Source organism: Streptomyces stelliscabiei, assembly GCF_014873495.1.
Lineage (GTDB): Bacteria > Actinomycetota > Actinomycetes > Streptomycetales > Streptomycetaceae > Streptomyces > Streptomyces bottropensis.
Genome location: NZ_JADBGF010000001.1, coordinates 2,672,826 through 2,691,396 on the forward strand (window position 1 = coordinate 2,672,826; position 18,571 = coordinate 2,691,396).

The 18,571-nt window shown below is 70.2% G+C and carries 17 protein-coding genes; 9 read left to right on the forward strand and 8 right to left on the reverse strand.

Annotated elements, in window-relative coordinates; all coding sequences use genetic code 11:
* Positions 1-160 precede the first annotated feature (160 nt).
* On the forward strand, positions 161-847 hold the full coding sequence (locus tag H4687_RS11715) for a maleylpyruvate isomerase family mycothiol-dependent enzyme (protein ID WP_046913490.1): 687 nt from the start codon (positions 161-163) through the stop codon (positions 845-847).
* 9 nt (positions 848-856) lie between these two features.
* Positions 857-1,510 carry an MBL fold metallo-hydrolase gene (locus H4687_RS11720; protein WP_046913491.1) on the forward strand — a complete coding sequence of 218 codons (654 nt, stop codon included), beginning with the start codon at positions 857-859 and terminating at the stop codon, positions 1,508-1,510.
* A 155-nt stretch (positions 1,511-1,665) separates the two neighbouring features.
* Here H4687_RS11720 and H4687_RS11725 read toward each other — a convergent pair whose 3' ends face one another.
* On the reverse strand, positions 1,666-2,235 hold the full coding sequence (locus H4687_RS11725; RefSeq protein WP_046913492.1) for a PadR family transcriptional regulator: 570 nt from the start codon (positions 2,233-2,235) through the stop codon (positions 1,666-1,668).
* Positions 2,236-2,370: 135 nt separating this feature from the next.
* On the opposite strand from H4687_RS11725, the gene H4687_RS11730 reads away from it, so the two are divergent.
* The 4 genes from H4687_RS11730 (at position 2,371) to H4687_RS11745 (ending at position 5,809) form a co-directional block, all read left to right on the forward strand.
* A complete protein-coding gene (locus H4687_RS11730; protein ID WP_046913493.1) occupies positions 2,371-2,763 on the forward strand; it encodes a nuclear transport factor 2 family protein in 393 nt (130 codons plus the stop codon).
* A gap of 435 nt (positions 2,764-3,198) precedes the next feature.
* On the forward strand, positions 3,199-4,098 hold the full coding sequence (locus H4687_RS11735) for an ABC transporter substrate-binding protein (RefSeq protein WP_046913494.1): 900 nt from the start codon (positions 3,199-3,201) through the stop codon (positions 4,096-4,098).
* On the forward strand, positions 4,095-5,030 hold the full coding sequence (locus H4687_RS11740) for an amino acid ABC transporter permease (protein WP_046913495.1): 936 nt from the start codon (positions 4,095-4,097) through the stop codon (positions 5,028-5,030). Before H4687_RS11735 ends, H4687_RS11740 begins: the two co-directional genes overlap by 4 nt.
* Positions 5,027-5,809 carry an amino acid ABC transporter ATP-binding protein gene (locus H4687_RS11745; RefSeq protein WP_179860152.1) on the forward strand — a complete coding sequence of 261 codons (783 nt, stop codon included), beginning with the start codon at positions 5,027-5,029 and terminating at the stop codon, positions 5,807-5,809. Before H4687_RS11740 ends, H4687_RS11745 begins: the two co-directional genes overlap by 4 nt.
* A 138-nt stretch (positions 5,810-5,947) precedes the next feature.
* Here H4687_RS11745 and aroQ read toward each other — a convergent pair whose 3' ends face one another.
* Positions 5,948-6,421 (reverse strand): type II 3-dehydroquinate dehydratase, encoded by a 474-nt coding sequence (gene aroQ / locus H4687_RS11750; RefSeq protein WP_046920400.1) that lies wholly within the window; start codon positions 6,419-6,421, stop codon positions 5,948-5,950.
* A 99-nt stretch (positions 6,422-6,520) separates the two neighbouring features.
* Here aroQ and H4687_RS11755 point away from each other — a divergent pair, with 99 nt between their 5' ends.
* The gene (locus tag H4687_RS11755) at positions 6,521-7,567 is read left to right on the forward strand and encodes a S66 family peptidase (RefSeq protein ID WP_046920401.1); all 1,047 of its coding nucleotides are present in this window, start codon (positions 6,521-6,523) and stop codon (positions 7,565-7,567) included.
* Between the two features lie 124 nt (positions 7,568-7,691).
* Positions 7,692-8,969 carry an MFS transporter gene (locus tag H4687_RS11760; RefSeq protein ID WP_050399020.1) on the forward strand — a complete coding sequence of 426 codons (1,278 nt, stop codon included), beginning with the start codon at positions 7,692-7,694 and terminating at the stop codon, positions 8,967-8,969.
* 44 nt (positions 8,970-9,013) lie between these two features.
* Here the strand turns inward: H4687_RS11760 and H4687_RS11765 are convergent, their stop codons facing one another.
* The 6 genes from H4687_RS11765 to H4687_RS11790 form a co-directional block, all read right to left on the reverse strand.
* Positions 9,014-10,114, reverse strand: coding sequence for a calcium:proton antiporter (locus H4687_RS11765; protein WP_046919672.1), 1,101 nt, complete (start codon positions 10,112-10,114; stop codon positions 9,014-9,016).
* A 111-nt stretch (positions 10,115-10,225) separates the two neighbouring features.
* Positions 10,226-11,227, reverse strand: coding sequence for a TerC/Alx family metal homeostasis membrane protein (locus H4687_RS11770; protein WP_046919671.1), 1,002 nt, complete (start codon positions 11,225-11,227; stop codon positions 10,226-10,228).
* A gap of 279 nt (positions 11,228-11,506) precedes the next feature.
* Positions 11,507-13,570 (reverse strand): TerD family protein, encoded by a 2,064-nt coding sequence (locus H4687_RS11775; RefSeq protein ID WP_050399023.1) that lies wholly within the window; start codon positions 13,568-13,570, stop codon positions 11,507-11,509.
* A 47-nt stretch (positions 13,571-13,617) separates the two neighbouring features.
* A complete protein-coding gene (locus H4687_RS11780; protein ID WP_013004489.1) occupies positions 13,618-14,196 on the reverse strand; it encodes a TerD family protein in 579 nt (192 codons plus the stop codon).
* Positions 14,197-14,366: 170 nt separating this feature from the next.
* Positions 14,367-16,496, reverse strand: coding sequence for an excinuclease ABC subunit UvrB (gene uvrB / locus H4687_RS11785; protein WP_046917306.1), 2,130 nt, complete (start codon positions 16,494-16,496; stop codon positions 14,367-14,369).
* Between the two features lie 40 nt (positions 16,497-16,536).
* Positions 16,537-17,406 carry an MHYT domain-containing protein gene (locus H4687_RS11790; protein ID WP_046917305.1) on the reverse strand — a complete coding sequence of 290 codons (870 nt, stop codon included), beginning with the start codon at positions 17,404-17,406 and terminating at the stop codon, positions 16,537-16,539.
* A gap of 280 nt (positions 17,407-17,686) precedes the next feature.
* On the opposite strand from H4687_RS11790, the gene H4687_RS11795 reads away from it, so the two are divergent.
* Positions 17,687-18,556 carry a glycerophosphodiester phosphodiesterase gene (locus H4687_RS11795; RefSeq protein ID WP_046917304.1) on the forward strand — a complete coding sequence of 290 codons (870 nt, stop codon included), beginning with the start codon at positions 17,687-17,689 and terminating at the stop codon, positions 18,554-18,556.
* Positions 18,557-18,571 lie beyond the last annotated feature (15 nt).

Below are 18,571 nucleotides of genomic sequence, written 5' to 3' on the forward strand. Positions count from 1 at the left end.
GGGAGCCACTGACAACGCCGGTCCTGTTTCCCCGTTCCAGAACAATCCCGGGCCTTCCAGCATGCCCGACGCCGCACCCGACCATATAGCACGCGCATTCGATTTACGGGCGTGGCCGGACTGCTTCACCCCAAGGTGTGGCGGGGATAGGGTCGGCGGCATGATGGATCACGCACGTGACCTGGCCTCTGTACGAGAAGCGACGGACCGGCTCCTCACCGCAGCCGCCGGACTGGACAACGCCGCTGTGGCCGACGCGTCACGGCTGCCCGGCTGGAGCCGGGGTCACGTCCTGGCTCATCTCGCCCGTAACGCGGACGCACTGGTGAACGTGCTCGAAGGGCGCCCCATGTACGGCTCCGAGGAAGCGCGGGACCTCGACATCGGGCGGGACGCGCCGCGGCCTCTGCAGGCGCAGCTCGCCGACGTGCGCGACAGCGCGGACCGGTTCCAGGACGCCGCCGCGCTCCTCGCGGACTGGGCCCGCACGGTCGAGCTGCGCAACGGGGTCACGGACTCCGTGTCCCGGTTGCCCTTCCGGCGCTGGATCGAGGTGGAGCTCCATCATGTGGACCTCGGCATCGGGTACGAGCTGGAGGATCTTCCGCGTGAGTTCGTGGAGCGGGAGATCGGCTTCCTCGTCGACCGCTTCACCGGGCATCCCGACGTGCCGCACACCCGTCTGACGGACGGCACGCACGCGTGGACCACCGGTAGCGCCGCTTCCGGATCCGAAGTGACGGTGACCGGCACCGCGCCGGCCCTCCTCGGCTGGCTCGCGGGCCGCCGCGACGGCACCGCGCTGCACGTCGAAGGAGGGGCTCTACCGCCGCTGCCCCCGCTATAGGCTGCCACCATGACGTACAGCGGAGCGGTGAAGGTCGGCGGTCCTGCGGATGTGCACGAGCTGCGGGACCTGATGATCTCCAAGGTCGCCGTCGGTCCGATGGACAACAACGCGTACCTGCTGCGCTGCCGGGCCACCGACGAGCAGCTGCTGATCGACGCCGCCAACGACGCCGGAACCCTGCTCACCCTGATCGGGGACGACGGGATCGCCTCGGTCGTCACGACGCATCGGCACGGGGACCACTGGCAGGCGCTCGCCGAGGTCGTGGCGGCCACCGGCGCCCGTACGTTCGCGGGCCGGGACGACGCCGAGGGCATCCCGGTGGCGACCGACGTACCCGTCGGCGACGGCGACACGATCCGGGTCGGGCGCGTGGAGCTGACCGCACGCCACCTGGTGGGCCACACGCCGGGTTCGATCGCCCTGGTCTACGACGACCCGCACGGGCATCCGCACGTCTTCACCGGGGACTGCCTCTTCCCGGGCGGGCCCGGCAGGACGACGAACCCGGTGGAGTTCACGAGCCTGATGGACGGGCTGGAGGAGAAGGTGTTCGGCCCCCTGCCTGACGAGACGTGGATCTATCCGGGCCACGGGAACGACACGACGCTCGGGACCGAGCGGCCGCGACTGGCGGAGTGGAGAGCCCGCGGCTGGTGATCAGCTGATCCGACCGGGGCCGCCCGGAGACGGATCGCCGGCTGCCGAGCGGACCGGTGCGGCGGTCCGGGCGGTCCGGGCTCCACGAGCGCGGACCGGTGGCCGCTGCGCGGCTTCCCCTCACGCGGTCAAAGGACGCACCCGGTCCAGTCACTTCACGGAGTGTCGGCGGCCGCACGCTGCCGGAGTCGACGCAGCGCCATGTCCCCCCACGCGAGGTTCTCCCGCTCGAACGCCATCCCCCGCAGCAGCGTGAGGTACGGACCGATGCGCTCGGCCTCGGTGAAGTAAGCCTCCTCCGAGCGCCCGTCGAGCAGACGCCGGCGCATTTTTTCGTAGCGGGCCAGCTTGGCCGTGGCCCATTCCATGCGCTCGGCGACAGCCGCCCGCACCGCCTCGACGTCCCCCGCGTCCGCGCACTGCACCTTGACCAGCAACTCGTCCCGGATGACCACGGGCCGGCTCGGCGACGCTGCCGTGTAGGCGCGCACAGCCTGCCGCCCCGCTTCCGTCAGCGAGAAAAGTCGTTTGTTGGGGCGACGCTCCTGCTCGACGACCCGGGCCGCGATCAGCCCCTCGGCCTCCATGCGCTCCAGCTCTCTGTAGAGCTGCTGAGGTGTCGACATCCAGAAGTTGGCGACCGTCGCGTCGAACCCCTTCGCGAGGTCATAACCGGACGCCTCGCCCTCCAACAGTGCGGCCATCACCGCGTTCCGCAATGCCATTGACCCAATTTACCAGAAACGCGACTAGCCAATAAATTGAGCATGCCCTTACACAGCCATCCTGGACAGGACCACCCACAGCCTCTAGCCTCGCCGCTATCTATTCAACTTGTTGACTATGACAGGTGAGGTCTCATGCATCCCTTCCGCAAGGCCGTCGAGGCCCGCGACATGGACGCCGTGGCAGCCCTGCTGGCGGACGACGTCGTCTTCACCAGCCCGGTCGCCTTCACGCCGTACCCCGGCAAGGCGGTGACCGCCGCGATCCTGCGCCATGTGATCCAGGTCTTCGAGGACTTCACCTACGTCCGCGAGATCGCCAACCCCGACGGCCGCGACCACGCCTTCGTCTTCACCGCCAACGTCGGCGGCAAGAAGCTCCAGGGCTGCGACTTCCTGCACTTCGACGAGCACGGAAAGATCGACGACTTCACGGTGATGGTGCGCCCGCTGTCGGCTGCGAAGGCGCTGTCCGAGGCGATGGGCGCCCGGTTCGACGAGATCGCCCGCGAGGCGGCCGCGCAGTGACCACGACGCCCGACTTCGGCGTCCGTGTGGGCAACACCCGGAAGGACCCGTAGGCGTTCGCCCGTCTGCTCCACGGCCCGGAGCGCCCGCACCCGTCGGGGTGGCGCACACGGGGACGATGAACTCTCCTGCGCCGTAAGGAAGTTGGTGAGGCATCCGACAGGGGGCGTGGAGTCGCCCGCACGCGCCCCGTGTGAATCGAACACACATGCCGACGCCCCACGCGCGCTCCCGGCGTACGCCGTGGCGTAGTCCACTGGAAGCAGGTCCGCACGGGATGACGGCTCCCGCGCGGATGGGCCGCCGGCCACCCATCCCCGCCCTCGGTCGGCGGCCCCGCCCAGCGTTCACAGGAATGCAACGCACGTTCCCAGAATGCGGACAGTTACCCATGTGACCTCGACAAACAGGACGTCGCGCTGTCAATCTCACGCCATGCGTCCTGTCCTGCGAGCCGCGCGCTCCCCGCGCCGTGCCGTCTCCGCCGCCATAGCCGCCCTGCTCGCCACCGTCGCGGTGGGCTGCGCCCCGCAGCCGGAGGAGGATGCCTCCGGCTCGGCCTCCGCCTCGGCGGCCGGGGCGTCCTGCGCCAAGGGCGGGTTGGACACGAAGACCTCCGGCAAACTGACCGTCGCCACCGACGAACCGGCCTACGAACCCTGGTTCACGAACGACGACCCGAGGAACGGCAAGGGCTTCGAGTCGGCGGTCGCGTACGCCGTGGCCGAGCAGCTCGGCTACGCGAAGGCGGACGTCGTCTGGCAGAGCGTGCCCTTCAACAAGGCGTTCGCGCCGGGGGCGAAGACCTTCGACTTCGACATCAACCAGGTCTCGATCAGCGACGAGCGCAGGAAGGCCGTGGACTTCTCGTCGGGGTACTACGACGTGCGCCAGGCCGTCGTCGCGCTGAAGGGCTCCGCGGCCGCGAAGGCCACGAGCATCGCGGACCTCAGGAAGCTGCACCTGGGCGCCCAGGTCGGCACCACCAGCCTCAACTACATCGACGACGTGGTGAACCCGGCCCGGGACGCCGCCGCGTACGCGAAGAACGACCAGGCCAAGTCCGCGCTGAAGAACGGCCAGATCGACGCCATCGTGGTCGACCTGCCGACCGCGTTCTACATCACGGCGGCCGAGGTGACGGACGCGAAGATCGTCGGCCAGTTCGAGAACCAGGGTGGCGCCCCCGAGCAGTTCGGGCTCGTCCTCGACAAGGGCAGCGCCCTCACGTCCTGCGTGACGTCCGCCGTGGACGCGCTGCGCGAGGACGGCACGCTGGCGAAGATCGAGCGGCAGTGGCTGTCCGAAGCCGTCGACGCCCCGGTGCTCAAGTGACGGTCGTCAAGCAGGAGTCCGGGCAGGGGGACGCCGACGACGACGGCATGCCCGGCGGGGACGACGGCATGCCCGGCGGGGACGACGGCTACGTCCCCTCACCACGACGACTCGACCGGGAGCGCTACAGGCGCGACCGGGCCCGCCGCGCCACCGGCGTAGCCGCCCTGTCGACCCTGGCCACGGCCGTCGTCCTCTATCTGGTCGTGGTCAACGCTCCCGGCTGGCCGCGCACGAAGGAGACGTTCTTCAGCGCCGAGTACGCCCGCGAGGCGTTCCCGAAGGTGCTCGAAGGGCTGTGGCTCAACGTTCGGCTGCTGCTGGTCTGCGGCGTCGCCGTCCTGGTCCTCGGCATGCTGATCGCCGTCGCCCGCACCCTGCGCGGCCCGGTGTTCTTCCCCCTGCGGGCGCTCGCCGCCGCGTACACCGACTTCTTCCGCGGTCTGCCGCTGATCATCAACCTGATGATCGTGGTGCTGGGCGTCCCGGCGCTCAGGCTCCAGGGCGTGACCGTCGATCCGGTGCTGCTCGGCGGCACCGCGCTGACGCTCACGTACTCGGCGTACGTCGCCGAGGTGTTCCGGGCCGGCATCGAGTCCGTGCACCCCTCACAGCGCGCGGCGGCCCGCTCGCTGGGGCTCACCAACCGGCAGGCACTGCGTCACGTGGTGCTCCCCCAGGCGGTACGCCGCCAGGTGCCGCCCCTCCTCAACGACCTGGTGTCGCTGCAGAAGGACACCGGGCTGGTCTCCATCGGCGGCGCGATCGACGCCGTACGCGCCGCCGACATCATCGTGGGCCGCAGCCTCAACTACACGCCGTACATCGTCGCGGGACTGGTCTTCGTCGCCCTGACCATCCCCATGACCCGCTTCACCGACTGGGTCACGGCCCGGATGGACCGGCAGCGGGCGCAGGGAGGGACGACATGAGCGACACCCGAGAGACCGCGCACGCCCCCGAGGCGTCCCCCGTGCTGCGGATGGAGTCCGTGCGCAAGACCTTCGGCGGCTCGGTCGTGCTGCGCGACGTCGACCTGGCGGTCGCCCCGCACACCGTCACCGCGCTGATCGGCGCCTCCGGTTCCGGCAAGTCGACCCTGCTGCGCTGCGCCAATCTCCTGGAGGACATCGACGACGGGGCGATCTGGCTGGACGGCGAGGAGATCACCGACCCGCGCGCCGACCAGGACGCGGTACGCCGCCGCATCGGCGTGGTCTTCCAGTCGTACAACCTGTTCCCGCACATGACGGTGCTGGACAACATCACCCTCGCCCCGCGCCGGGTGCACGGCGTGGGCCGTGCGGAGGCCGAGGAGCTAGCCCATGGGCTCCTGGACCGGCTCGGGCTGAACGGGAAGGCGGGCGCGTACCCCGACCGGCTCAGCGGAGGCCAGCAGCAGCGCGTGGCGATCGTGCGCGCCCTGGCCGTACGCCCCCGGCTGCTGCTGCTCGACGAGATCACCGCCGCCCTCGACCCGGAGCTGGTGGGCGAGGTCCTGAACGTCGTCCGCGACCTGAAGGCCGACGGCATGACGATGGTGCTGGCCACCCATGAGATGGGCTTCGCGCGCGATGTCGCCGACCAGGTCTGTTTCCTGGACGGGGGTGTGGTGCTGGAACGCGGCACGGCGGAGCAGGTCTTCGGTGACCCACGTGAAGAACGCACGCGGCAGTTCCTGCGCCGGATCGTGGAGGCGGGCCGTCTGTGACGGGCGGTGCAGGGGGCGGGTGCCAGGGGCGGGTGCAAGGAGCGGGTGCAAGGGGCGGCCACCTGGAGATCGGGCGTTACCGTCCGCCTCGCCGGTCGGACCGGTCCGGCCCGACCGCGCACCCCCGATGACCGAGCCCTACGCCTGCGCCTTCCCCGCCCCCGCCAGCGCGGCGACGCGCTCCACGCCGAACACATACCCCTGCACCCCGCAGCCGGCGATGACCCCGTCGGCGCGCAGGGAGACGTACGAGTGGTGCCGGAACGTCTCCCGCTGGTGGATGTTGGAGATGTGCACCTCCAGCACGGGCAGCCCGTCACAGGTGTTGAGCGCGTCGAGGATCGCCACGGAGGTGTGCGAGTAGGCGCCGGGGTTGATGACGATGCCGCTGTGGTGGAGCCGTGCCTCGTGGATCCAGTCGACCAGTTCGCCCTCGTGGTTGGACTGCCGGAAGTCCACTGTGCCCCCGTGCGCGGCCGCCGCCTCGGCGCACATCGCCTCGACGTCGGCAAGGGTGTCGGAGCCGTAGATCTCGGGCTGGCGCTGCCCCAGGAGGTTCAGGTTGGGGCCGTTGAGAATCATGATCGGGGCGTGGGCCAGGCTGCGGGGCACGGTTCCTCCGGTCCTTCGGGGTGGGCGGCCGTCGGGGCCGCTGCTCGACCCCGGTTTATCACGGTGAAACGATGCGGCAGGAAGCCGTACCCTCCCCGCATGACCACGCCCGCGTACCCTCCGAAGCCCTCCCCCGGTGACCGTGTCGCCGTCCTCTCGCCCGGCGCCGGCCTGCCCGAACTCTTCCCCCGGCCCTTCGAACTCGGCCTGCGGCGGCTGCGCGAGGAGTACGGTCTCGAACCGGTCGAGTACCCGACAACCCGGAAGATGGGCGCCTCACCGCGGCAGCGGGCCGACGACATCCACGCCGCCTTCGCCGACCCGGACATCAAGGCGGTGTTCACGTCGATCGGCGGTGACGACCAGATCACCGTGCTGCCGCTGCTCGACCGGGAGTTGCTGCGGGCCAACCCCAAGCCGTTCTTCGGACTGAGCGACAACACCAACCTGTTGGCCTTCCTCCACACCACCGGAATCGTCGGATACCACGGCGGCACCGTCATGACCGCGCTCGGCAGGTCCGTCGCCATGGATCCGCTGACCGCGGAATCCCTGCGCGCCGCCCTGTTCACCTCCGGGCCCTACGCACTGCGACCGGCCGAACGCTTCAACGACATCGACCGTGACTGGGCCGACCCGGCGACCTACGACGCGGAGCCGGAGACCGTGCCCGGCACCGGGTGGACCTGGGTGAACGCCGACCGCGTGGTGGAGGGCCGGAGTTGGGGCGGCTGTCTGGAGATCTTGGGCTGGCTGCTGATGGCCGACCGCGAGGTGCCGCGCGACCTGTCCGTGTTCGACGGCGGGGTGCTCTTCCTGGAGACCTCGGAGGAACTGCCCAGCGGCGAGGAGGTCTTCAACACCCTGCGGAACATGGGCGAACGCGGCCTGCTCCACCGGTTCTCCGCGCTCCTGATGGGACGCCCCAAGGCGTGGTCCCTGGAGCGGCCCACCACTTCGGAGGAAGCGGCCCGTTACACGGCCGGACAGCGGGAGGCCGTCCTGCGCGCCATGCGGACGTACGCCCCCGACACCACGATCGTCTTCGACGTCGATCTCGGGCACACCGATCCGCAGGTCGTCATCCCCTACGGAGGCGTGGTCCGGGTGGACGGTCCCGCCCGGCGCATCACCGTGACGTACTGAGGCCCGTTGACGCCTCCCGGAACACGGTGACCTCGCACGAGCCTCCGCACGCCCCCCGTAACCGCCCGTCACCGTGGGTAGTTGACGCGGCATGCAACCAGCACGCACCGTGAAACCGCCGTCCATGCTCCGCCTCGCGTCCGCCTCGCTCGCCGGGACGGCCATCGAGTTCTACGACTTCTTCGTCTACGGGACGGCGGCGGCGCTCGTCCTGGGGCCGCTGTTCTTCCCGACGTTCTCGCCCCTGGCGGGGACCCTCGCGGCCTTCGCCACGTTCGGGGTCGGGTTCGTGGCACGGCCGCTCGGCTCGGTGCTGTTCGGGCACATCGGGGACCGGCGCGGGCGGCGGCCGGTGCTCGTCGTCTCGCTGCTGCTGACCGGGGGCGCGACCGTGGCCGTCGGCTGCGTCCCCACGTTCGACTCCATCGGTGTGATGGCCCCCTTCCTCCTTCTCGTGCTCCGCTTCCTCCAGGGGCTCGGGCTGGGCGGGGAGTGGGGCGGGGCGGTGCTGCTGACGGCGGAGCACGCGCCGGCCGACCGGCGCGGACTGTGGTCGAGCTTTCCCCAGGTCGGCCCGGCGGTGGGGTTCCTGCTGGCCAACGGCGTGATGCTGGCGCTGTCGGCGACTCTGACGGAGGCCCAGTTCGCCGCATGGGGGTGGCGGGTGCCGTTCTGGGCGGCGGGGGTCCTGGCCCTCGCGGGACTGTGGCTGCGGTCGTCGCTCACGGAGAGTCCGCAGTTCCTGGGGATCGACGAGCCCGCGCGCGTGCCGTTCGCCGAGGTCGTACGCGGCCACTGGCGGCTCGTCCTGCTGACGGCCGGGGCGCTCGCGATCGGGTACGCGGTGTTCTACGCGGTGACGACCTGGTCCCTCGCGTACGGAACCGAGCGGCTCGGTGTCAGCCGGACGGTCATGCTGACCTGCGTCATGGGCGCCGTGGTGGTGAAGGGCGCCCTGACGCCGGTGGCGGCGGTGCTGGGCGACCGCTACGGGCGGCGCCCGATGTGCCTGATCGGCTGCGGTGTCACCGTGCTGTGGATGTTCCCGATGGTCGCGTTGCTGGCGACCGGTGAACCGCTGCTGATCTTCTTCGGCTTCCTCGTGGCGATGCTCGCGTTCGTCACGATGTTCGCCGTCGTCGCCGCGTATCTGCCGGAGCTGTACGAACCCCGGGTGCGCTGCACGGGCGCCGCCGTCGGCTACAACCTCGGCGGCGTGCTGGGCGGTGCCCTGACCCCGATCGTGGCCACCGCCATGGCCCAGGGCGGGCGGGTGCCCTGGGGCGTGGGCGCGTATCTGACCGGGATCGCCGTGCTGAGTCTGGGCTGCTTCGCACTGCTCCCCGAGACCCGGCCGGTGCCCCTGACCGCGACGGCGCAGGCGGAGGCCGCCGCGGGGTGAGCACCTCTGTGCCGTACTCACGACCTCGCGCGACGGCCCCCGGCCTACGGGTTGACCGCCAGCTCCAGATACGCCGCGAACAGCACCAGATGGACCCCGCCCTGCAGGGGCGTCGCGCGTCCGGGGACGACGGTCAGCGAGGCCACGACGACGGTCAGGGCGAGCAGCACCATATGGGTGGCGCCGAGGCCGAGGACGAGCGGGCCGGAGAGCCAGACGGAGGCCAGGGCGACGGCCGGGATGGTCAGGCCGATGCTGGCCATGGCCGAGCCGAGGGCGAGGTTGAGGCTGGTCTGGACGCGGTCACGGCGGGCCGCGCGCAGGGCTGCGATGGTCTCGGGCAGCAGCACCAGCAGCGCGATGACCACACCCACGACGGCGTGCGGCAGGCCCGCGGCGTCGACACCGGACTCGATGGTGGGCGAGACCCCCTTGGCCAGGCCGACCACGCCGACGAGTGCGAGACCGAGCATGCCGAGGCTGATCTTGGCGGTGCGGGCCGACGGAGCCTCGGCGTGGTCGTCCTCGGCGATCACCTCGCCCAGCCGGGTGATGGGCAGGAAGTAGTCGCGGTGGCGCACGGTCTGCGTCGCGACGAACAGGCCGTACAGAGCCAGTGAGGACAGCGCGGCGAAGGTGAGTTGCGCTGTGGAGAACTCCGGGCCCGGCTTGCTGGTGGTGAAGGTCGGGAGCACCAGGCTGAGCGTGGCCAGCGTCGCGACCGTGGCGAGCGCGGCGCCGGTGCCCTCCGGGTTGAAGACCGCGAGTCCGTGGCGCAGAGAGGCGACGAGCAGACAGATGCCCACGATGCCGTTACAGGTGATCATCACGGCGGCGAAGACGGTGTCGCGGGCGAGGGTCGCGCTCTTGTCGCCGCCGTCGAGCATCAGGGTGACGATCAGGGCGACCTCGATGATCGTGACGGCGACGGCGAGGACGAGGGAGCCGAACGGTTCCCCGACCCGGTGCGCGACGACCTCGGCATGGTGCACGGCGGCCAGCACGGCGCCCGCGAGGACCAGTGTCACCAGGGCGACGGCCGCAGGGGGCAGATCACGTCCCCAGCTGAGAGCGAGCAGGACGACCGCGGCCACCGGGACGACATCGGTCCATCGCGTCGTGAGCGACCGGAGCCGAGCGAGCATACGGTGATCCTTTCAGACGTGAAGGGGCCCCGCACGCCGGTGGACGCCGTGGATACGCGTCACCGTCGTGCGGGGCCCCATCAGTGATTGCTGTGCGGTACGGGCCCGGCGTCAGGCCTCGATGCTGTCCTTCTCGGTGCCTTCGGCCTTCTCCTGCGCCGCCTCGGCCTCCGCCTGCTTCTTGGAGGCGATGAGGCTGGTGATCGTGGTGACGACCAGGACCGCGCAGATCACGCCGAGCGACACGGGGATGGAGATCTCGGGCACGTGTACCCCGGACTCGTGCAGGGCATGCAGCACCAGCTTCACCCCGATGAAGCCGAGGATGACCGACAGACCGTAGGACAGGTGGACCAGCTTCTTCAGCAGCCCGCCGATGAGGAAGTACAGCTGTCGCAGGCCCATGAGCGCGAACGCGTTGGCCGTGAACACGATGTACGGGTCCTGGGTCAGGCCGAAGATCGCAGGGATCGAGTCCAGTGCGAAGAGGATGTCCGTGGTGCCGATGGCGAGCATCACGACCAGCATCGGCGTCATGACGCGCTTGCCGTTCTGCTCGATCCACAGCTTGGTGCCGTGGTACCGGTCGGCGACGCCGAAGCGCTTCTCGACGGCCTTGAGGAGCTTGTTCTCCTCGTACTCCTCCTCCGTCTCGTCGGCCCTGGCCTCCTGGATGAGCTTCCAGGCGGTGTAGATCAGGAACGCGCCGAAGATGTAGAAGACCCAGGCGAAGCTGGCGAGGATCGCCGCGCCCGCGGCGATGAATATCGCGCGGAGCACCAGGGCGATCAGCACACCGACCAGCAGCACCCGCTGCTGGTACTGCGTGGGCACCGAGAACTTCGCCATGATCAGCACGAAGACGAAGAGGTTGTCGACGCTCAGGGACTTCTCGGTGATGTAGCCCGCGAAGAACTCTCCGGCCGGCTGGCCGCCGGAGAAGACGAGCAGCCCGAGTCCGAAGAGGGCGGCCAGGACGATCCAGACGATCGTCCAGATTCCGGCTTCCTTGATGGACACTTCATGGGGCTTGCGGCCGATGAAGAAGTCGACCGCGATGAGGGCGGCGAGGCCCACAACTGTCAGGACCCAAAGGGTCGTTGAAACATCCACTGCGCCTCCGGCAGTACGTAACGGCAAATTTCAGCGTCGTCGCTACCGGAGGTCTCTTCCACCCGGTCCTCCGGGACGTTCCACAACGTCCGGTGCCGCCGGGCCGACGCCCCGGGATCAGGATTGATCCGTATTGACGGGTACGCCGCAGCATGTAGGGAGTACTCCCCTCCGCACGAAAAGAGTACCCAATCACCAAGAATAGGTAAAGGGCCTGGCAAAGAAAGAATCAAAACCGCAGGTCAGGCGGCTTTGCGAGGGCTTGGTGCAGGGCTGGGCTCACCGGTTCCAGGTGCGGCGGGCGTCCGCGACGCGGGCGAGGACGTCGTGCATGACCCGGCTGCCGGGCGGGATGCTCGACGGCTCGTACGTCCAGGCGTGCCCGACCCAGGGGTCGGCGAGATGGTCGTCGGGGGCGGGTGTGAGTCGCATCAGCGAACGCCACAGCGGGTCGAGCAACGGCCCGTAGGAGGCGGCTTCCTGCCGGTCGGCGACCATCATCAGGTGGACGCCGAAGGCCGGGCCCTCGTCCGCGAGATAGCGGAGCTGGGTGACGGCGCGGTCGTCGAAACCGTGCGGGAAGTCGTTGACGATCAGCAGTTGTTCGGCCGTGTCGAAGCCGGGGGGCAGGGCGTCGGCCGCACCGCCGCGCACCGCCATCTGCACGAGGTCGACGCGCTGGGTGAGCCGCCCGAGGACGTCGGAGACGCCCGCGGCTCCGGCGGCCGGCGGTCCGGCGAGCACACCCGCCCCCACCAGCGGAGCCAGCGCGGACACGCCGGCCCCGGCCGCGTCGACGACGTGCACCGTGAACTCGCCGGGCGGGTAGACCGCGAGCAGGCGCGCGGCGAGCGCCACCGCCGTGTCCAGCGCACGGCGGCGCAGCTCGTCGGAGTCGGCGAGCGAGTCGCGGGAGCCGGAGCGCCCGCTGTCGATCCACAGGCCGCGCTCCAGCGGCAGCCGGACCAGCATCGGTATGCGCACGTCCTCGCTCTCCGGCAGCCGGAGGTCGCCCAGGCGCAGGGCCATCGGGATCTCCATCGGCACCCGGTAGCCGTGCCAGACCGGGTTGTCCCAGCCGGCGAAGGCCGGGGGCAGCGCGGGCTCGACGACATCGGCCTCGGCCCGAAGCTGCGCGAGGTCGCGGTCGAGGGCCTCCCGGGCCAGGTCGACGAGCTGGGCGTGCTTGGCGCGGGCGGCCTCGCGCACCGCGTCGCCCTGTCCGCCGATCCGGCTGCGCGGGTCGGACAGCGCCCTGTCCAGCTCCTGCTCCATGCGCGACTCGGCGAAATCGACGGCGCTGCGATACGCGGCGGTGGTGCGGGCGAGGTCCTCGAACATGCCCCACACCTGGTTGTAGAGCCGCTCCTCCATGGACCAGCCGGTCGCGTCACCGGCGACGGGCCGCGCGGGCTGTCCCGGCTGGGCCGGGGGCGCGGTCGGCGGCGGAGGCGGCGGCGCGGTGGTCTGGCGGCCGGGGTGGCTGTAGTTGACGGGGCCGCCGGTGGTGGACGCGGCGGGCTGGGGCCCGGCGGACGGGTCGGCCGGGGCGGGGCCGCCGTGCTGCGGCGAGAGGTGATCGGGCAGTGTGGCGTCGGGCGAGGAGCCGTACGGGGGCGTGCTGCCGTACGGGGAGGCGGGTGGATGTCCTTGCTGCGGTGGGGTGTTCCCGGGCAGGCCCTGAGGTGTCGCATCCCCGTGGGTCTGGTCGGGGCCCTGCGCGGGGGCGGCCGTCCGGCGGGGACGGTCCGTCTCCGGAACGCGGGGCGGAGGCGCGGCCACGGAGCGGGCGAGGCCCTGGGCCACGGCCTCGTGGATGCTGCCGGCGAGCTGCTGGGCCTGCGGCAGTCCCTGGTCGGTGAGCAGCTCGGCGAGGCCGCCCGCGTACCCCTGGCCGACCGCGCGGACTTTCCAGGCGCCCTGTCTGCGGTACAGCTCCAGGGCGATGACCGCCGACTCCGCCTCGAGGTCGGTGATGGTGTAGCTGGCGACCTCGGTGCCGTCGAGGCCGGTGACCGCGACGAAGGGGGCGGCGACGGCACCGAACCGCGCCGGCCCGCCGCTGCCGGACGGCAGGGCGAGCAGCACGGTCACCCGGTGCACGGACGGTGTCAGGGCATCGAGGTCCACGGCGAGGCGGTGGTCGGCCGCCGCCTGTCTGGGGACCTCGACGCCCGGCAGGGTGGGTGCGCCCGGGTGGGCGACCCACTCCACGCCGTGCACCCGGCCGCGCTCGTCGCCGAGAGTGGCCCCGGCCACGATCGGCGTGCCGGCCGAGACGCGGATCTCCAGTCGGACCTCGGGGAGCGGATGGTTCTGCCCCCGGACCAGCTCGGCCGTCATCGGCTTCTTCCCCCTGTGTCGCTCACCGCGTGCTGCGTCGTGCTCGCCTAGAGAACCGGCAGGATCGCCGGCATCAGGTCCTGGAAGGTGCGCCCGTTGGCGGGCGTGCCGATGGCGGTCATCTGCCATCCCGCGCCCGCGCGGTGCACCTTGGCCATGATCTGGGCCGTGTACTGGCCGCCGCCCGCGAGGGTGTAGCGCGCGAGCTCCTGGCCGTTGGTCTCGTCGACCAGACGGCAGAACGCGTTCTGCACCTCCTGGAAGGTCTGGCCCGTGAAGGAGTTCACGGTGAAGACGATCTGGTCGATGTGGACCGGCACCCGGGCCAGGTCCACGAGGATCGCCTCGTCGTCGCCGCCCTGGCCCACGCCGCCGACCAGGTTGTCGCCGGTGTGGCGGACCGAGCCGTCGTCGCTCACGAGGTGGCGGAAGAAGACGACGTCGACGGGCTGCTTGTCCGCGAACAGCACGGCGGAGGCGTCGAGGTCGATCTCGCGGGTGCGGGATCCGAACAGGCCGCGCCTGGGGGCAGCCTGCCAGCCGAGACCCATGCGTACCGCGGTCAGGCTGCCTCCGTCGTTCTTCTGCAGACTGATGGCCTGACCCTTGGTCATGTTGACGGTCACGCGCTGTTTCCCCTCTCGAACTGTCCCCTGTTTCCGCGGAGTCCGCGGATGAGCAGCACCTTACGCAGCGGCACTGACATTGCCGCAGCCCGAGTGGCACTTTGTGTCGGTCTTGCAACACAGCGCGCCCGCGCCGGTGGGGCCTCCTCCCCCGCGCGCGCCCAGGCCCGTCAGGCCTGCCCCGCCTCTCTCATCTGCCGCAGTTCCTTCTTCATCTCGGAGACCTCGTCACGCAGCCGGGCGGCGATCTCGAACTGCAGGTCGGCGGCGGCCGCACGCATGCGCTGCGTCATCTCGTCGATCTGCTGGGCGAGCTCGGCGGCGGGGCGGTCGGTCGGAGCGGCTTCCTTCACTCCTCCCTTGGCGGCTCTGGCCGCCTTGCCACCGAGGGCGGGGACGGGGGCCTTGGCGGCCTTGCCGTCCTTCCCCTGGCGGTAGCCCGTGCCGAGCAGCTGCTCGGTGTCGACGTCCTCGCGGGCGATCCGCGCGACGATGTCGTTGATCTTCTTGCGGAGCGGCTGGGGGTCGATGCCCTTCGCCTTGTTGTACGCGACCTGCTTCTCCCGGCGCCGGTTGGTCTCGTCGATGGCCTTCGCCATCGCCGGGGTGATCCTGTCGGCGTACATGTGGACCTGCCCCGACACGTTGCGCGCCGCGCGGCCGATGGTCTGGATCAGGGAGGTCCCGGAGCGCAGGAAGCCTTCCTTGTCGGCGTCGAGGATCGCCACCAGGGAGACCTCGGGGAGGTCCAGGCCCTCGCGCAGGAGGTTGATGCCCACCAGGACGTCGTACTCACCGGCCCGCAGCTCGCGCAGCAGTTCGACGCGGCGCAGGGTGTCGACATCGCTGTGGAGATAGCGGACCTGGATGCCCAGTTCCAGGAAGTAGTCGGTGAGATCCTCGGCCATCTTCTTGGTGAGGGTGGTGACGAGGACCCGCTCGTCCTTCTCGGTGCGCTTGCGGATCTCGTGCACCAGGTCGTCGATCTGGCCCTCGGTGGGTTTGACGACGACCTCGGGGTCGACCAGGCCCGTGGGGCGGATGATCTGCTCGACATGGCCGTCGGAGCGGGACAGCTCGTACTGTCCGGGGGTCGCCGAGAGGTAGACCGTCTGCCCGACGCGTTCCTGGAACTCCTCCCACTTCAGGGGACGGTTGTCCAGGGCGGAGGGCAGCCGGAACCCGTGGTCGACCAGGGTGCGCTTGCGGGAGGCGTCGCCCTCGTACATCGCGCCGATCTGGGGCACGGTGACATGGGACTCGTCGATGACGAGGAGGAAGTCGTCCGGGAAGTAGTCCAGCAGGGTGTTCGGCGGGGAGCCGGGCTCACGGCCGTCGAAGTGCATCGAGTAGTTCTCCACGCCGGAGCAGGAGCCGATCTGGCGGAGCATCTCCAGGTCGTAGGTCGTGCGCATGCGCAGCCGCTGGGCCTCCAGGAGCTTGCCCTGTTTCTCCAGCTCGGCGAGCCGCTCCCCCAGCTCCTTCTCGATGTCGTTGGCGGCGCGCTCCAGGCGCTCGGGGCCGGCGACGTAGTGGGAGGCGGGGAAGACGTACAGCTGCTGGTCGTCGCTGATGATCTCGCCGGTGAGGGGGTGGAGCGTGGAGAGGGCCTCGATCTCGTCGCCGAACATCTCGATGCGGACGGCGAGTTCCTCGTAGACCGGGAAGATCTCGATGGTGTCGCCGCGGACGCGGAAGGTGCCGCGGGTGAACGCCAGGTCGTTGCGCGTGTACTGGATGTCCACGAAACGGCGCAGCAGCTCGTCCCGGTCGAACTCCTCACCGACCCGGAGGGGGACCATGCGGTCCACGTACTCCTGGGGCGTACCGAGGCCGTAGATGCAGGAGACCGAGGCGACCACCACGACGTCGCGGCGGGTGAGCAGCGAATTGGTCGCGGAGTGGCGCAGGCGCTCCACCTCCTCGTTGATCGAGGAGTCCTTCTCGATGTAGGTGTCCGACTGCGGGACGTACGCCTCGGGCTGGTAGTAGTCGTAGTACGAGACGAAGTACTCGACCGCGTTGTTCGGCAGCAGCTCGCGGAACTCGTTGGCCAGCTGGGCGGCCAGCGTCTTGTTCGGCGCCATCACCAGGGTGGGGCGCTGGAGCTTCTCGATCATCCACGCGGTGGTGGCGGACTTGCCGGTACCGGTCGCGCCGAGCAGGACGACGTCCTTCTCACCCGCCCCGATGCGCTGGGCGAGTTCGGCGATGGCCGTGGGCTGGTCACCGCTCGGCTGGTAGGGGCTGACGACCTCGAGGGGCGCCACCGTGCGTTCGATCTTGGAAACGGGCCGCATGGAATCCACCGTACGACCCCGCACTGACAACGGGCTCCGATCAGCGGTTCTGCGGGGTGCGGGAACTGCGCTCGCGGTGCTCCCGGGCGAGGTGGGGCTCCGGGTGCCGGCAGGTGTGCGCGGTGGCCTGGGCCGGGATGCCGGGCCGCCGCTCGACCGGACCCGCGTAGAACCGGCCCATGATCATGAACGGGTCGAACATCACGACGACTCCCGCGAGGAGCAGGAAGACCAGCGGGCCGATGATCAGCGGGGCGAGCAGTCCGGCGGAGGAGGATCCGTCGGCCGGGGCGGAGGCGGCGGCGCTGTGCAGATGGATGTCGAGGGCGGCCATGCCCGTGTAGTGCATGCCGCTGACGGCGATCCCCATGACGAGACTGGCACCGACGCTCCACAGGAAACCGCGGACCTGTCCGGCGGCCCACAGGGCGGCGATGGCGGCCACCACGGCGATCACGACCGACGCGGCCACGGTGAGCGTGTTGTATTCGAGCGTGCCGTTGAGCCGCAGTCCGGCCATCCCCAGGTAGTGCATGGAGGCGATGCCCAGTCCGGTGATGGTGCCGCCGGTGAAGAGCGCGGCCCCGGTCGCCCCCTTGGAGGCGACCATGAAGATACCGATGCCGACCATGACGATCGCGACGGCGAGACTCGCGAAGGTCGTCAGGGGGTCGTAGCGGACCGGGGTCTGCAGGACCTTGAACCCCATCATCGCCACGAAGTGCATCGTCCAGATGCCGGAGCCGATGGCCGCCGAGCCCAGCGCGAGCCAGCCGATCCGCCATCGGCCGTCCACGAGCGTCGATCTGGTGGTGCAGCGCAGGCCCAGCGCGCCACCGAGGCAGGCCATGAGATAGGCCACCACCGGTGTGACGAGTCCGTAGCTGAAGCCGTCGACCGTGCCCTGCATTCGCGGCTGCCTTTCCCGCCCTGTCGCGTCCCTGGATTCCCTGACGTGCCCCCAGCCCCGGGACCGCCACGACGGTCAGGGGTGTCGCAGAGAGTATGACCCCCACCGGAATGGTCGAACGATTTTCCGGCAAAGAAACACGCCCTTGCCTCACTTGTGCGGTGCCCGTGAGCGGACTTGGGCAACTCCATTCAATTCGTGGTCATCCTGCACCCCTCTGCCGTTGACCCTCTGCTGTCACTCTTGAGCTGACCGTGATCGATCGACGCGAGGAGTACGCATGCACGTGCGCGCAGTTGCCGCCGCGACCACAGCGTTCTTGGGGGCCACCGTCCTCCTGCTCCCCACTTCCGCCGCCCATGCGGCCGCCGATACCGAGAATCCGCTGGTCGTCGCGCATCGTGGAGCATCCGCCTACGCGCCCGAGAACACGCTGGCCGCCGTCGACAAGGCCGACGAGATGGGCTTCGAGTGGGTCGAGAACGACGTCCAGCGCACCAGGGACGGCAGGCTCGTCGTCGTCCACGACGCGACGCTGACGCGGACGACCAACGTCGAGGAGCTCTATCCGGAGCGTGCTCCCTGGAACGTGGCGGACTTCACCGCCGCGGAGATCGCGCGCCTGGACGCGGGCAGCTGGTTCAACGACGCGTACGCGGGCGCGCGCGTTCCGACGCTGGAGCAGTACATGAGGCGTGTGTCGCGCAACCACCAGAAGCTCGTCCTCGAGATCAAGAACCCGCAGCTCTATCCGGGCATCGAGCAGGAGACCCTCAAGGTGCTCGGCAACGAGGGCTGGCTCGGACCGGCGCATCTGGACAGGCTGGTGATCCAGAGCTTCGGCGCCGACGCCGTCCGGCGGGTGCACGAGCTGCGCCCGGCGGTGAAGACCGGCCTCCTCGGCACCCCGGACATCGCCGACCTGCCCGAGTACGCGACGTTCAGCGACCAGATCAACTCCTCGTACACGACCATCTCCGAGCCCTACGTCGCCACGCTCCACGCGCTGGTGGGTCCGCACGGGAAGCCGCTGGAGATCCTCACGTGGACCGTGAACGACGCGGTCAACGCGCGCCGGGTGGCGGGCTACGGCGTGAACGGCATCATCACCAACAAGCCGGACGTGGTCAGAGAGGCCACGCAGGGCTGACACGGTCCGGGGCCG

Coding starts and splice junctions, on each gene's coding strand:
- H4687_RS11715 (WP_046913490.1), top strand. CDS start 161: ATGATGGATCACGCACGTGACCTGGCCTCTGTACGAGAAGCGACGGAC.
- H4687_RS11720 (WP_046913491.1), top strand. CDS start 857: ATGACGTACAGCGGAGCGGTGAAGGTCGGCGGTCCTGCGGATGTGCAC.
- H4687_RS11725 (WP_046913492.1), bottom strand. CDS start 2,235: ATGGCATTGCGGAACGCGGTGATGGCCGCACTGTTGGAGGGCGAGGCG.
- H4687_RS11730 (WP_046913493.1), top strand. CDS start 2,371: ATGCATCCCTTCCGCAAGGCCGTCGAGGCCCGCGACATGGACGCCGTG.
- H4687_RS11735 (WP_046913494.1), top strand. CDS start 3,199: ATGCGTCCTGTCCTGCGAGCCGCGCGCTCCCCGCGCCGTGCCGTCTCC.
- H4687_RS11745 (WP_179860152.1), top strand. CDS start 5,027: ATGAGCGACACCCGAGAGACCGCGCACGCCCCCGAGGCGTCCCCCGTG.
- H4687_RS11755 (WP_046920401.1), top strand. CDS start 6,521: ATGACCACGCCCGCGTACCCTCCGAAGCCCTCCCCCGGTGACCGTGTC.
- H4687_RS11760 (WP_050399020.1), top strand. CDS start 7,692: ATGCTCCGCCTCGCGTCCGCCTCGCTCGCCGGGACGGCCATCGAGTTC.
- H4687_RS11765 (WP_046919672.1), bottom strand. CDS start 10,114: ATGCTCGCTCGGCTCCGGTCGCTCACGACGCGATGGACCGATGTCGTC.
- H4687_RS11775 (WP_050399023.1), bottom strand. CDS start 13,570: ATGACGGCCGAGCTGGTCCGGGGGCAGAACCATCCGCTCCCCGAGGTC.
- uvrB (WP_046917306.1), bottom strand. CDS start 16,496: ATGCGGCCCGTTTCCAAGATCGAACGCACGGTGGCGCCCCTCGAGGTC.
- H4687_RS11790 (WP_046917305.1), bottom strand. CDS start 17,406: ATGCAGGGCACGGTCGACGGCTTCAGCTACGGACTCGTCACACCGGTG.
- H4687_RS11795 (WP_046917304.1), top strand. CDS start 17,687: ATGCACGTGCGCGCAGTTGCCGCCGCGACCACAGCGTTCTTGGGGGCC.